Annotated in this window: 12 protein-coding genes; 4 read left to right on the forward strand and 8 right to left on the reverse strand. The window is 55.0% G+C overall.

The window, feature by feature from the left end; translation table 11 throughout:
* Window positions 1–289: 289 nt before the first annotated feature.
* Complete coding sequence (gene hemB, locus ACO7SM_RS16780; protein ID WP_192611314.1) at window positions 290–1,264, forward strand: porphobilinogen synthase; 975 nt, start codon at window positions 290–292, stop codon at window positions 1,262–1,264.
* Window positions 1,265–1,439: 175 nt separating this feature from the next.
* Here hemB and tauD read toward each other — a convergent pair whose 3' ends face one another.
* From tauD to ACO7SM_RS16815, 7 genes are all read right to left on the reverse strand, one after another.
* The gene (tauD, locus tag ACO7SM_RS16785) at window positions 1,440–2,291 is read right to left on the reverse strand and encodes a taurine dioxygenase (RefSeq protein WP_490468468.1); all 852 of its coding nucleotides are present in this window, start codon (window positions 2,289–2,291) and stop codon (window positions 1,440–1,442) included.
* On the reverse strand, window positions 2,288–3,115 hold the full coding sequence (tauC, locus tag ACO7SM_RS16790; protein WP_490468469.1) for a taurine ABC transporter permease TauC: 828 nt from the start codon (window positions 3,113–3,115) through the stop codon (window positions 2,288–2,290). The genes tauD and tauC overlap by 4 nt, the downstream gene beginning before the upstream one ends.
* Window positions 3,112–3,879: a taurine ABC transporter ATP-binding subunit gene (gene tauB / locus ACO7SM_RS16795; protein WP_490468470.1), complete on the reverse strand. Its 768-nt coding sequence runs from the start codon at window positions 3,877–3,879 to the stop codon at window positions 3,112–3,114. The genes tauC and tauB overlap by 4 nt, the downstream gene beginning before the upstream one ends.
* 11 nt (window positions 3,880–3,890) lie before the next feature.
* On the reverse strand, window positions 3,891–4,853 hold the full coding sequence (tauA, locus tag ACO7SM_RS16800) for a taurine ABC transporter substrate-binding protein (protein WP_490468471.1): 963 nt from the start codon (window positions 4,851–4,853) through the stop codon (window positions 3,891–3,893).
* A 620-nt stretch (window positions 4,854–5,473) separates the two neighbouring features.
* Window positions 5,474–6,406 (reverse strand): homocysteine S-methyltransferase, encoded by a 933-nt coding sequence (gene mmuM, locus ACO7SM_RS16805; RefSeq protein WP_490468472.1) that lies wholly within the window; start codon window positions 6,404–6,406, stop codon window positions 5,474–5,476.
* Between the two features lie 406 nt (window positions 6,407–6,812).
* On the reverse strand, window positions 6,813–7,295 hold the full coding sequence (locus tag ACO7SM_RS16810; RefSeq protein WP_490468473.1) for a cold-shock protein: 483 nt from the start codon (window positions 7,293–7,295) through the stop codon (window positions 6,813–6,815).
* A gap of 103 nt (window positions 7,296–7,398) precedes the next feature.
* Window positions 7,399–7,938, reverse strand: a complete 540-nt coding sequence (locus ACO7SM_RS16815; protein WP_490468474.1) for a DUF2058 domain-containing protein — start codon at window positions 7,936–7,938, stop codon at window positions 7,399–7,401.
* A gap of 243 nt (window positions 7,939–8,181) precedes the next feature.
* Between ACO7SM_RS16815 and ACO7SM_RS16820 the strand changes: the two genes are divergently transcribed.
* Both ACO7SM_RS16820 and ACO7SM_RS16825 read left to right on the forward strand, forming a co-directional pair.
* A complete protein-coding gene (locus ACO7SM_RS16820; protein ID WP_490468475.1) occupies window positions 8,182–8,958 on the forward strand; it encodes an MBL fold metallo-hydrolase in 777 nt (258 codons plus the stop codon).
* A 28-nt stretch (window positions 8,959–8,986) separates the two neighbouring features.
* Window positions 8,987–9,940, forward strand: coding sequence for a GlxA family transcriptional regulator (locus ACO7SM_RS16825; RefSeq protein WP_490468476.1), 954 nt, complete (start codon window positions 8,987–8,989; stop codon window positions 9,938–9,940).
* Between the two features lie 8 nt (window positions 9,941–9,948).
* Here ACO7SM_RS16825 and ACO7SM_RS16830 read toward each other — a convergent pair whose 3' ends face one another.
* Window positions 9,949–10,557 (reverse strand): class I SAM-dependent DNA methyltransferase, encoded by a 609-nt coding sequence (locus ACO7SM_RS16830; protein ID WP_490468477.1) that lies wholly within the window; start codon window positions 10,555–10,557, stop codon window positions 9,949–9,951.
* Between the two features lie 216 nt (window positions 10,558–10,773).
* On the opposite strand from ACO7SM_RS16830, the gene ACO7SM_RS16835 reads away from it, so the two are divergent.
* A complete protein-coding gene (locus tag ACO7SM_RS16835) occupies window positions 10,774–13,851 on the forward strand; it encodes a beta-galactosidase (RefSeq protein WP_490468478.1) in 3,078 nt (1,025 codons plus the stop codon).
* The last annotated feature ends 8 nt before the right edge of the window (window positions 13,852–13,859 follow it).

The raw sequence follows: 13,859 nt of genomic DNA on the forward strand, positions 1-13,859 counted from the left end.
GAAAAAACTATACATAACATCAATAGCATGCGAAAATAAAAACAAACCAATGAATAAATAGCCAAAAAATATTTAAATAATATTAAATAGAATGAATTGATATTTTAGATATACAAAAAACAACAATTCAACCAGCCAATATAAATATTTATCCAGCCATAACAAAATATTGTTCATCTATTTATTTAATTAATCCTGAGGGAAAAAGCATAAGGCCAACTTTCGTAAAACACTCGCGCGCAGCTTCAGGTATACTACGCCCTTCGATTCCACAAACATCAGGCATACCATGACAGACTTAATCCAACGCCCTCGCCGCCTGCGCAAATCTGCTGCGCTTCGCGCTATGTTTGAAGAGACAACACTCAGCTTAAATGACCTGGTGTTGCCGATCTTTGTTGAAGAAGAACTCGACGACTATAAAGCAATTGAAGCGATGCCCGGCGTCATGCGCATTCCAGAGAAGCATCTCGCGCGCGAAATTGAGCGCATTGCCAACGCGGGCATTCGTTCCGTCATGACTTTTGGCATTTCGCACCATACCGATGACACCGGCAGCGATGCCTGGAAGGAAGATGGTCTGGTGGCACGTATGTCACGTATCTGCAAACAAACGGTGCCAGAAATGATTGTCATGTCTGACACCTGTTTCTGTGAATACACATCACACGGTCATTGTGGCGTGTTGTGCGAACACGGCGTCGATAACGACACTACGCTGACCAATCTGGGTAAGCAGGCCGTCGTGGCGGCAGCGGCTGGCGCTGACTTTATCGCCCCTTCCGCAGCCATGGACGGTCAGGTGCAGGCAATCCGCCAGGCGCTTGATGCCGCAGGCTTTACCGACACCGCCATCATGTCCTATTCCACCAAGTTCGCCTCCTCTTTCTATGGCCCATTCCGCGAAGCGGCAGGCACGGCGCTGAAAGGCGATCGTAAAACCTACCAGATGAACCCGATGAACCGCCGTGAAGCGATCCGTGAATCGCTGCTCGACGAAGCGCAGGGCGCTGACTGCCTGATGGTGAAACCGGCGGGCGCGTATCTGGATATTTTGCGTGATATCCGTGAACGCACCGAACTGCCGATCGGCGCTTATCAAGTGAGTGGCGAATACGCGATGATCAAATTCGCCGCCATGGCTGGCGCGATTGATGAAGAGAAAGTGGTGCTGGAAAGCTTAGGGTCGATCAAACGCGCGGGCGCGGATCTGATCTTCAGCTACTTTGCGCTGGATCTGGCTGAGAAAAAAATCCTGCGTTAAGTTAAGACCGGGATATCCGGGGCGACCGCCGGGTCTGGCGTCCCTCCGGGAACCCAATCCCGGTGTTTCCCCTTATTCATTGGCTTAAGCGTTACGTTATTTACCTGATGGCGGCTTCGCTATCTCCGGCCTACAAAAATGGAGATCCGGTAAGCGAAGCGCCATTCTCCAGGATTCAGCCTGCACGGAAGTAAGGTTTATCGCCCAGAATGGTCGCCCGGTGCATTATGCGCCGCTGCGGCAGGTAATCGGCGTTGGCGTAATGTTGCGTCACCCGATTATCCCAAATCGCCACGTCATTGGGCTGCCAGCGCCATCGCACCTGAAACTCAGGTTTTGTGATATGGGCAAACAGGAATCCGAGTAGCGCGTCACTCTCTTTTTCCGTCACACCGACAATCCGCGTGGTAAAACCTTCATTGACAAACAGCGCCTGCTTACCGCTCACCGGATGAGTACGCACGACCGGATGCTGCAATGGCGGGTGATTTGCCACCGCCTCCCGCCAACGCTGATGGTCTTCTTCGCTTTTGCGGTATTTATATTCCTGAAACGATTTACGGAAATCATGCTCCGCGTGAAGGCCGCTCAGCAACTGACGGAAAGGCGCAGAAAGCGCCTCAAACGCCGCAATCCCGCTGGTCCATAACGTATCGCCGCCGGTTGAGGGCAGTTCTTTGGCTGCCAGAATCGCCCCGGCAGGCGGCGTTTCAATAAATGTCACATCGGTGTGCCAGTTGTCGTTGTCCGGTGGATTATCGTTATGGGTATCCAGCACGATAATCTCATCAACACCTTCGGCATGCGGGTAGACCGGATGAATATGCAGTTCACCAAAACGCAGCGCCAGCGCACGCTGTTGCTCTGGTGTGATGGACTGCTCACGCAGAAACACCACCTGATGGCGCAGCACCGCGTGATACAACTGCTCAAACTGGTTATCGCTCAGCGGGCGGGTTAAATCCGCACCGGAAACCTGCGCGCCAATATACGGCCCCAGCGGGGTAATGCTCAGACGTTCACTCATTGTACTTCTCCATGCCAGGGTGTCAGGCGTCGCTGGAGCGCACGCAAACCCAGTTCTAAAAGAAAGGCAATCACCGCAATGACTGCGATACCCGCCAGCACCACGTCGGTCGCCAGAAATTCTCCCGCCGACTGCACCATAAAACCTAAACCTCGGGTTGCCGCAATCAGCTCCGCCGCCACCAGCGTCGACCAGCCAACGCCGAGTCCGATACGTAATCCGGTGAGAATTTCCGGTAATGCGCCAGGCAGGGTAACAAACCACAGCACCTGTATGCGGCTGGCGCCCAGCGACCTTGCCGCGCGAAGGCGAACCTGCTGCGCGCTTTTTACTCCCGCCATCGCCGACATCGCGACTGGCGCGAAAATCGCCAGGTAGATCAGCAGGATCTTGGAAGTTTCACCAATGCCAAACCAGATAACCATCAGCGGCAGATAGGCGAGCGGCGGAACCGGGCGATAAAGCTCGATGATGGGATCAAGAATGCCGCGTACCGTTGGGCTTAACCCCATCGCAATGCCGACCGGAATACCGATAATCACCGCCGCCAGCAGCGCCAGCACAATGCGGGTCAGACTGGCCGCCAGATGTTGCCACATCGTGGCGTCCATAAAGCCCTGTGGCCCGGCAATGGCGATCAGTTTCTGCAATACCTGCTCCGGCGGTGGCAGAAACAACGGGCTTACCAACTGCAACGCCGCCACCGTCCACCACACCGCGAGGATAACCGCCAGCGTGGTGAGACTTAATGTTATCTGTCGCGAAAATGGCCAGCGCCATTTCAACGTCCGCTGACGCGGCTTATCACCGATAAACACACTCATGAAAAGGCCTCCCGTTGCTCAAAGACGCGGCTTAACACATATTCGCGAGTCTCGATAAACTGCGGATCGGACTTAATACGGCGACTCGGTTCACCCGCGACAAAACGGCGGGCAAAGTTCAGCGGCAGACGTTCCAGCACCCGGCCAGGCCCTGGAGACAACAGCACCAGTTCCGTTGCCATAAATACCGCCTCCTCAATATCATGCGTTATCAGCAGTACCTTTTTGCCCGTCTCATGCCAGAGCGTCAGCAGCAAGGTTTGCATCTGCTCGCGGGTAAACGCATCCAGCGCGCCGAAAGGCTCGTCCAGTAGCAAAAGCTGCGGATTCGCCGCCAGCGCGCGGGCTATCCCCACCCGCTGACGCTGCCCGCCGGAAAGCTGCCAGATAAAACGTTTCCCCGCCCCTTCCAGCCCGACCTTTTTCAGCATCTTCTGGGCCACCTGCTGGCGCTGCGCTTTCTCTACACCCGCCAGTTGCAGACCAAACGCGACGTTATCCTGCACGTTGCGCCAGGGGAGCAGACCTTCGTGCTGAAAAACCACGCCGCGCTCTGCGCCTGGACCATCCACCGGTTTGCCATCCAGCAGGATGCTGCCGCGCTGATACGGCACAAATCCGGCAATCAGGTTCAGCAGTGTGGTTTTTCCACAGCCCGACGGCCCCAGCACCACCAGCAGTTCACCGCTGTCGAGCGTCAGACTGATATCGTCCAGCGCCGGTTTACCGCCGTAATCCGCAAAGAGATGAGAAATTTGCAGCATCAGCGCCTCCTTTATTGCACGAAGCGATCGGTGACGTACTGGCTGTAATCTGTCGCCACGGCGGGCACTTTGCCCTGCTCTTTGAGGAACTGCGCGGTGTCGATAATCGCTTTGTTTACCGACCCGGTGAGTTCAGCCGTCTGCTGTTGCGGCGTCAGATAGGTGTTGCCTTTCACCAGTCCCGGCACATCAGCTTCCGGTACACCGCTTAAGCGCGACAGTTTGCTGATGTTTTCGGGCTGTTTCAGCCATTCATCAGGATTGGCGAGATAGGGTTGCTGGGCATCGATAGCGCTTTTGGCAAAGGCTTTCACCACCTCCGGGTGTTTCTCGGCAAAGTCTTTACGCACCACCCAGACATCCAGCGTCGGCGCGCCCCACTCACCCACTTTTTCGGAGTCGGTCAGTACCTTGCCGTCTTTTTCCAGCGCGTTCACCGCAGGCGCCCAGACGTAGGCACCGTCGATATCCCCGCGCTGCCAGGCGGCAATAATCGCAGGCGGTTGCAGGTTCACAATCTCTACCTGACCGGGTTTAATCCCCCAGTGTTTTAACGCCGCCAGCAGGCTGTAATGGGTAGTCGAAATAAAGGGAACGGCTATCCGTTTGCCGATCAAATCTTCGGGCTTGCTGATGTTTTTCTTCACCACCAACGCTTCAGAGTTGCCGAGTTTTGACGCCAGCAGGAAGACTTCAATCGGCACCTGCTGACTGGCGGCGACCGCCAATGGGCTGGAACCCAGATTGCCTATCTGCACATCGCCGGAGGCCAGCGCACGCACAATGCTCGCGCCGCTATCGAACTTGCGCCAGTCAACGGTTGCCCCGCTCTCTTTGGCGAACGTGTTGTCTGCCTGGGCCACTTTCGCCGGTTCCGCAGACGTCTGATACGCGACGGTGACGTTCACCGCCTGTGCCTGAAAAGCGATGAATGCCAGTGCGGCAATGACGGTGTTACGCGATGTTAAAGCCATATTGTCTGCTCCCCCTGTTTTGTTATGGAGGCAGTATTTCGTGGCGGCTGGGTTTGATAAAGGAATTAAAAATTCTGGCTAAGAACAAAGCGTTTTTAGAAATAAAACGGCAAAGGTTAGTTATGGGGAGCATTTAGTGACAGGCAGAATATCGCGCTCGCATGGCACCGCTGCCGGATGGCGACGCCAACGCGTCTTATCCGGCCTACAAAGAGCATGAGTTTCAAGTAACGGCGCGGATCTGTAGGCCGGATAAGCGAAGCGCCATCCGGCCTCAAAAGAGCATGAACGTCAAAGAACGGCACGGATCTGTAGGCCGGATAAGCGAAGCGCCATCCGGCCTCAAAAGAGCATGAACGTCAAGTAACGGCACGGATCTGTAGGCCAGATAAGCAAAGCGCCATCCGGCCTCAAAAGAGCATGAACGTCGAAGAACGGTGCGGAGCTGTAGACCGGATAAGCGAAGCGCCATCCAGCCTCAAAAGAGCATGAGTTTCAAATAACGGCGCGGAGCTGTAGGCCGGATAAGCGAAGCGCCATCCGGCCTCAAAAGAGTATGAGTTTCAAATAACAGCACGGAGCTGTAGGCCGGATAAGCAAAGCGCCATCCGGCAATTTCCTCAACAACGCGCTTTTAAATCGGCAATATCCTCTGGCGTGGTGCGACAACACCCGCCAATCAACCGTGCCCCCGCCGCCAGCCACTGCGGCAGGTAATCCGCCAGCCGCGCGCGGCATTCGCCGTGCTGATGCCAGCGTTTACTCACCGGGTCGTAATGCTCGCCCGAGTTCGGGTAGACCACCAGCGGCAGCGACGTCAGTCCCTGCAAATGCTGTAACGCGGCGGTGGTATTTTCCAGCGCAATACAGTTAACGCCAATCGCCACCACCTGAGGGAAATGGCTGAGGAACGCAACCACTTCGCGCAGCGGCGTGCCGTCGCTCAAATGCTCGCTGTCGCGCAGAGTAAAAGAGAACCACGCGCGGGCGCGCGGCCAGGTGTTCAACAGTTCTGCCAGCGCGTTGATCTCGGCAAAATTCGGCATCGTTTCGCAGGCCAGCATATCGGCGCCCGCATCCAGCAACGCTTCCACGCGTGGACGGTGGAACGCCTGAAATTCTTCGCGGCTACGCAGGTAGTCGCCACGGTATTCAGAACCATCGGCAAGAAACGCGCCATAAGGCCCCACGGAGCCCGCCACCAGCAGCGTGCCCGCCTGCGGGTTTTCCGCCAGATACGCTTCCCGCGCTTTACGCGCCAGTTCAACGCTCTTTGTGATAAGCGCTTTTGATTTCGCCTCATCGAAACCGCGCGCAGCCAAACCTGCGGGCGTGGCCTGATAGCTGGCGGTAATGGCGCACTGCGCCCCCGCACGGTAGTAGTCCAGGTGAACCTCGCGGATCACTTCCGGGTTTTCCACTAACACGTTAGCCGACCAGAGTTTGTCCGCTAACGTACAGCCACGCGCTTCCAGTTCCGTTGCCAGCGCCCCATCCAGCAACAGAAAATCTTGCTTTTCGAGGATGGCGTTCAACGGATTATGCTGCGACATGTTGTGGCTCCTGTTGGGATTTTCGACGGTAATAAACAGAAAATCAGCCTATCACAGCGACGCAAACGATAACCTGTACCATCACCCATTTTTAGCGCTCGCGCAAACCGGCAACCGACGCTGCACCTTAAGGGCTGGCGCGTGTCAGAGGGTATGAGGTAATGATTAGAAACAAAAAGGGTCGCCACCGGAATCCCGTCACCGTTATCGTCGGCTAACCCCTCTCAGCGAGAGCGTAAAGTGAAGAGGCACGGAAAACCGTGGGTATTGAAGATTGATGCGCGCTGAATGCACGAGAAAGGGATTACATTCTGGCAGGCCGATAATGGCGTCTGCTGACCAAAACGGTGCCGAAATTCTGCTTATCTCTGCCGCAGAATTTCGGCGCGGGTCAGTCTGAATGATGTCAGATCTTGAGCATTTTTACCGTGGCCTCGATGTCTATCTCATCTTCCGAGAAGATTAACGTCGAGCCCTGGAAGGTGGTGATTGCCAGTTTTTTCACCGAGCGCATTTCGCCAGGCTTCGCGTCTGTTTTGGGTCTGATATTGCTCATCAGGATCCCCACCGACAGCACCGCGTTTTCTTTATCTATGCCGGTATCGACAGGAACTTCTTCGCTGTACACCAGGAAAGACTTTATCGAGGTGAGCTTAAGGCGCTCGCCCGCAATGTAGATGTATTTGCTTTCCGGGACGACTTTCACCGCATAGGCCGACAAGCCCTTGTTGTTGGTCGTCGGTTCGAAGGTCACCGCTGCATCTTTCTTGATAAGCTCCGGATTGGCGACCTTAATCACATGAAAATAACGGTTATCACCGTTTTCATCTTTGATAAATCCAAAGCCTTTATCTTTAAACCACGTTGTGATCGTTCCGTTCATCGCCATTACCGCCTGATTAATCGTTTATCTACTCAGTTTTGCAGCGCGCAGTGTAAAGCACAACGCCTGCACAGACTATGCCTTTGGCTTAAGTCTGGACTACCTTTATTTACCACATCAAATCGTCGGGCACTTTAAAGTCAGCATACGGATCTTCTTCATCCTGCTCTTCTGCACTCAGCGCGCTGTGTAACACAATACTGCTCTCATCTCGCTGGGCTATCTTGTCGGCTACGCTCGCAGGGATAATCGCGTATTCACTCTCGCTGCTGCTATCAACAACCAAACGCGCAATCGCGAGACGACCGTTGATCAACTGCGTCTGAGTCAGCTTATCCACCATGATTTTTTTGATTAAATTATTGTCGGTGAAGTTAAAACCAATATCGCCTCTTGAAATGGTGATTCGGTTCATTTCAATAAGCTGCTTTACCTGCGCTTTATACTCTTTCGATAAAACAGCCTGTTTTTGTTGTTCGCTGAGTTGCTTATCACGCTCAATTTGCGCTTTTTTATTCTCTTCCACGGCCTCTCTTGCCTCACGCGCCTGAACGCGTGATTTTTTAGCCGTTCTCTGGACTTTGGCCATTTTTTTGCTGGTCACTAATCCAGCTTTAAGCATCTGCTCTTGTAAGGTGAGTTTCGTCATCTTCGTATCTAAACCGGTTGAATATTTATGGGGATTATACCTGTATTTTTTGGGGCTGTACCTGTTTGCCGCATCCTGGGCGTGGCAAGCGTGTTTATGAATTTCAGAAATACGATCGGCGATTACGCTGAACCCGACGGATAGGTTGGCCCAATCTCATCGTGACTTGCCCATTTGCCCACATTCATCTTCTGGACAACACTCTACGATGGCATCACTGACTCATAACGTGGAGTAACCCTCATGAATATCACCCAAATCCGTAATGCCACGCAGCTCATCACCTTTGGTCACAAAACGTTTCTGGTAGACCCGATGCTTGCCCCGCAAGGCGCATATCCAGGATTTGCCGGAACAGCGCGCGCGGAGATCCGTAATCCGACGGTGGAATTACCGTGCAGTATTGACACGCTGTTGCAAGCCGATGCCCTGATCGTCACCCACCTGCATGAAGATCACTGGGATGAGGTCGCCGCTCGCACAATCCCCAAAGATAAACCTGTCTACGTACAAAATGCCCAGGATGCGCAAACGTTGCAGGATCAGGGTTTCACCCGGCTTACCGTATTGTCGGATAACACCGTGTTGGGCGATATCACTCTGCGTAAAACCGGCGGTCAGCACGGTTCGGATCGCGCTTACGCGATTCCACAAATGGCGGAACGTTTAGGGGAGGCTTGCGGGGTGATTTTCCAGCATCCTGAGGAAAAAACGCTGTATCTGGTCGGCGATACAATCTGGCGCGACGAGGTGGAAACCACGATGTCGACCTTCCAGCCTGACGTGGTGGTCGTGAATGCAGGGTTTGCGCACGTCCTCGGTTTTGGCCCAATCATTATGGGCGCGGAAGATGTGCTAAAAACCCACTTCGCGCTGCCGCAGGCACAGATTGTGGCCACCCACATGGAAGCCATTAACCACTGTCTGCTCACCCGAGACGCGCTCAGACAATATGCCCGGGATAACCAAATTGCAGACTTTGTGAATGTCCCGGAAGATGGTGAAATACTCACCTTTTAATGTTTAATGACTCCCGATGAGAAATCGTATGCGTCCAGTCACCGTCGCCATTATCGCCGTTGAAGATTTTAGCCCTTTCCACGTTTCAGTGCCCTGCATCATTTTCAGTGAAAAAATGACGGCGAAAAAACGATTTGAGGTACAGATCTGCGCGGAAAAGCCCGGAGTTGTCAGCTCACTGGACGGTTTTTCGCTCACCGCCTCTCACCGCTATGAGGCGGCCATCGACGCTGACATCGTGGTCGTCCCCTACTGGGGTGCCACGGCGCATCGCCCGCCGCAGCGTTTACTCAACGCGCTGATTAGTGCGCGGAATAATGGCGCACAGATTGTCGGACTTTGTCTGGGCGCCTTCGTTCTGGGCTACGCGGGTTTACTTGACGATAAACGAGCCGCCACCCACTGGGAATTTGAGCAGGATTTTCAGGCGCGCTTCCCCACGACTCACCTTGATATTAACGCCCTGTACGTGGACGACGACGGCATTATTACCTCGGCAGGAACCGCCGCCGCGCTGGATTGTTGCCTGTACATTATCCGTCAACGCTTTGGCAGCGTGGTGGCTAATCAAATTGCCCGGCGGATGATTGTCCCGCCGCATCGCGAAGGGGGACAGGCGCAGTTTATCGAACAACCCGTGCCCAAAAACACCCAGGATGAGCGCATCAACGCGCTGATCGATTATTTACGCCTGCACATCCGCGAACAGCATAACCTGGACTCGCTGGCGCAGCAGGTAATGATGAGCCGTCGCACTTTGACGCGTCATTTTATGAAAGCCACCGGATCGAGCGTGGCCGGGTGGCTAATTACCGAGCGTCTGCGCCAGAGCCAGGAACTGCTGGAATCCAGCCATCTCCCGGTCGAACGGATTGCGGAACAGGTCGGGTTTCTTTCGCCAGTGACCTGGCGCCAGCATTTTAAATCTCAATTTGGCGTCAGTCCCGCCGAATGGCGCAAAACCTTTCAGGGCGTGGCGTGAGCGAACGCTTACCTGCGTTTTTTCGCCAGCCAAATGGTATGCCCCGTGCAGTGGGGATCTTCCATCATCATATCCACAACTGCAAAACCGTTTGCAGACAGGAGTGCGCGGTACTCTTGGGGGGAAAGACTGGCGTGGAACAGCGGCTCGCCTTCAAACTGCCCCATGGCAATCCCGTTTTCGGGGCCGCTGGTAAACATTAACGCACTGCCGGGATGACTGAGCTGCGCAAAAATCGGGAACATCTTTTGCTGGTCCTGCTGGGTTAAATGGAAAAAGCTGTCCCACGCAATCAGACCGTCAAAAGTGTCATTGAGCGTTAATTCGCGCATATCCTGTTCCAGCCAGCGCTGGTCGGGAAAGGATTGCCGGGCGCGTGCCAGCATCGCCGCTGAACCATCAACCCCGGTAAGCTGAAAACCGTGCTGGATAAAATAGTCAGCAATCGGCTGACCATTCCCACAACCGATATCGAGAATGCTTCCCTTCCCGCCAATGACGGCGATGAATTTATCCAGCCAGCGTTTTTCGAACAGTGTGCGCGATCGCTGGCTGGCATAGGCATCCGCGTGACGCCGGTAGATGGACAGAATGTTCTTCGCCGCAGAGTCACTCACGTTTTCCTCACTATTTTTATCTTTCACTTTTCTATCAGCATATTAAGGATAACAACTCTCGCTCAACCCCGGTCAGGTTTCTCAGCTCAACTCCGGCTCACCGTCATTACTGTGAGTCACTTCACCCACTCTACGTCCCCGGCTTTACAGGCTCTCGCTGCACACTTTATGTTGACTAAAATTGTGAGCGGAAACAAATAAAGACAGGATACTGCCATGCCCCTGAACACAGATTCACTCGCCGCCGTACTCGCCAGACGCGACTGGGAAAACCCCGGTGTCACGCAACATAATCGCCTTGAATCACATCCGCCGTTTTATAGCTGGCGCAATGCTGATGAAGCGAAAAATAATCTGCCGTCGGGGCAACGGCAAAGCCTCAATGGCGTATGGAAATTTGCCTGGTTTGCCTCACCGCAAGCCGTCCCGGAAAGCTGGCTAACGAGCGATCTGGACGATGCAGATACCCAAAGTGTGCCGTCCAACTGGCAAATGGAGGGCTACGACGTCCCCATCTACTCCAACATCACCTACCCCTTCCCGGTGAATCCCCCGTATGTTCCGGCGGAGAATCCCACAGGGTGTTACTCACTCACATTTAATGTTGATGAAAACGGGCGGCACGCAGGGCAGACCCGCATTATTTTTGATGGCGTGAACTCGGCTTTTCATCTGTGGTGCAATGGTCGCTGGGTGGGTTACGGCCAGGACAGTCGTCTGCCGTCTGAATTTGACCTCAGCCATTTTCTGCTCACCGGGGAAAACCGCCTGGCGGTGATGGTGCTGCGCTGGAGCGACGGCAGCTATCTGGAAGATCAGGACATGTGGCGAATGAGCGGAATCTTTCGCGATGTCTCTTTGCTGCATAAACCTGACACGCAAATCCGCGACCTGCGCGTCAACACCCGTTTTAACGATGATTTCAGCCGCGCCGTGCTGGAGACGGACGTCAGGCTGGCGGGCGTCCCGCATGACAATCTCCGCGTCAGCGTAGATCTGTGGCACGGGGAGACGCTCGTCGGGACAAGTACCTCACCGTTTGGCAGCGATATCATTGATGAGCGCGGCGCCTACGCAGACCGCACGACGCTGCGTATCCACGTCGAGCGCCCGGCGCTGTGGAGCGCAGAAACGCCCAATCTGTATCGCGCCGTCGTGCAACTGCATACCGCTGACGGCACGCTGATTGAAGCCGAAGCCTGTGACGTCGGCTTCCGCCAGGTCGGTATTGAAAATGGACTGTTGCTGCTCAACGGCAAACCTTTGCTTCTCCGCGGCGCTAACCGCCATGAACATCACCCCAAAAACGGTCAGGTGATGGACGAAGAGACGATGGTGCAGGACATCCTGCTGATGAAGCAGAACAACTTTAACGCCGTGCGCTGCGCCCATTACCCGAACCATCCGCTGTGGTATACCCTGTGCGACCGTTACGGGCTGTATGTGGTGGATGAAGCCAATATCGAAACCCACGGAATGGTGCCGATGAATCGCCTGAGTGACGATCCAACCTGGCTGCCGGCCATGAGTCAGCGCGTCACGCGCATGGTGCAGCGCGATCGGAACCACCCCTGCATTATCATCTGGTCGCTGGGCAACGAATCCGGCCACGGCGCTAATCATGACGCGCTGTACCGTTGGCTGAAATCCGAAGATCCCTCCCGCCCGGTGCAGTACGAAGGCGGCGGCGCAAATACCGCCGCCACCGACATCATCTGCCCGATGTATGCCCGCGTCGATCAGGATCAACCCTTCCCTGCCGTCCCGAAATGGTCGATAAAAAAATGGCTGTCGATGCCTGGCGAACAGCGTCCGCTGATCCTCTGCGAATACGCCCACGCGATGGGCAACAGCCTCGGCGGTTATGCCAAATACTGGCAGGCTTTTCGCCAGTATCCGCGCCTGCAGGGCGGTTTTGTCTGGGACTGGGTGGATCAGTCGCTTTTAAAATATGACGAAAACGGCCAGCCCTGGTCTGCCTACGGCGGCGACTTTGGCGACACGCCCAACGATCGCCAGTTCTGTATGAATGGCCTGGTATTTGCCGATCGCACGCCGCATCCTGCGCTGTATGAAGCGAAACACGCACAGCAGTTTTTTCAGTTTTCGCAATTGCCGGGCGCGGAATGCACGATTGAAGTGACCAGCGAATACCTGTTCCGTCGCAGCGATAACGAGATTCTGCACTGGGCCGTGACGCAGGACGGCAACCCACTGGCGACCGGAGACGTGGTACTGGATATCGCCCCCCAGGGCCGCCAGGTCATCGTACTGCCAGAAATTCCTGCGGGCAAAACGGCAGGTCAACGGTGGTTAACGGTGCGTGTCGGGCAACCGCGGGCAACCGCCTGGTCGCAGGCCGGACATATCAGCGCCTGGCAGCAGTGGAAGCTTGACGAAAAACTCTGTACTGAGCCGCCTCTACGCGCCGACACAGCCCCGCAGCTTACCGCCAGCGAAACCGCCTTCGTCATTACGGTGAACGATAAACGCTGGGAATTCTGTCGCCAGCAGGGTGTGCTGACACAGTATTGGATCAACGAAGAAGCACAGTTGCTGACTCCGCTTATTGACCAGTTCACGCGGGCGCCGCTGGACAACGACATCGGGGTGAGTGAAGTCGCCCGTATCGACCCGAACGCCTGGGTTGAACGCTGGAAGGCCGCCGGTCACTACCAGTTGCACGCCGTGCTGCTGCAATGCGAGGCCGAGGCGCTTTCCAGTGCGGTGCTGCTGACCACCCGCCACGCCTGGCAATATCAGGGAGAGACGCTGTTTTTAAGTCATAAAACGTACCGTATCGACGGCAATAGTGAGATGCAGATTACGGTGGATGTTGAGGTTGTCAGCGGTACGCCACACCCGGCGCGGATCGGTCTGAGTTGCCAACTCGCACAGGTCGAAAAACGGGTGAACTGGTTAGGGCTGGGGCCACACGAAAACTATCCAGACCGCCTTTCTTCCGCCTGTTTCGACCGCTGGGATCTGTCGCTGGACGAGATGTATACCCCTTACGTCTTCCCGAGTGAAAACGGTCTGCGCTGCGGGACGCGGGAGCTGAATTATGGTGCACACCGCTGGTACGGCGACTTTCACTTCAACATCAGCCGCTACAGCCAGCAGCAACTGATGACCACCAGCCATCGCCATTTACTAAAGCCGGAAGCAGGAACCTGGCTCAATATTGATGGCTTCCATATGGGCGTTGGCGGCGATGATTCCTGGAGTCCTTCCGTCTCGCCGGAATTCCAGCTCAGCGCCGGGCGTTATCATTATCGGGTTGTCTGGGGTTAACAGATTGT

Source organism: Citrobacter sp. LJND-P06, from assembly GCF_058188415.1.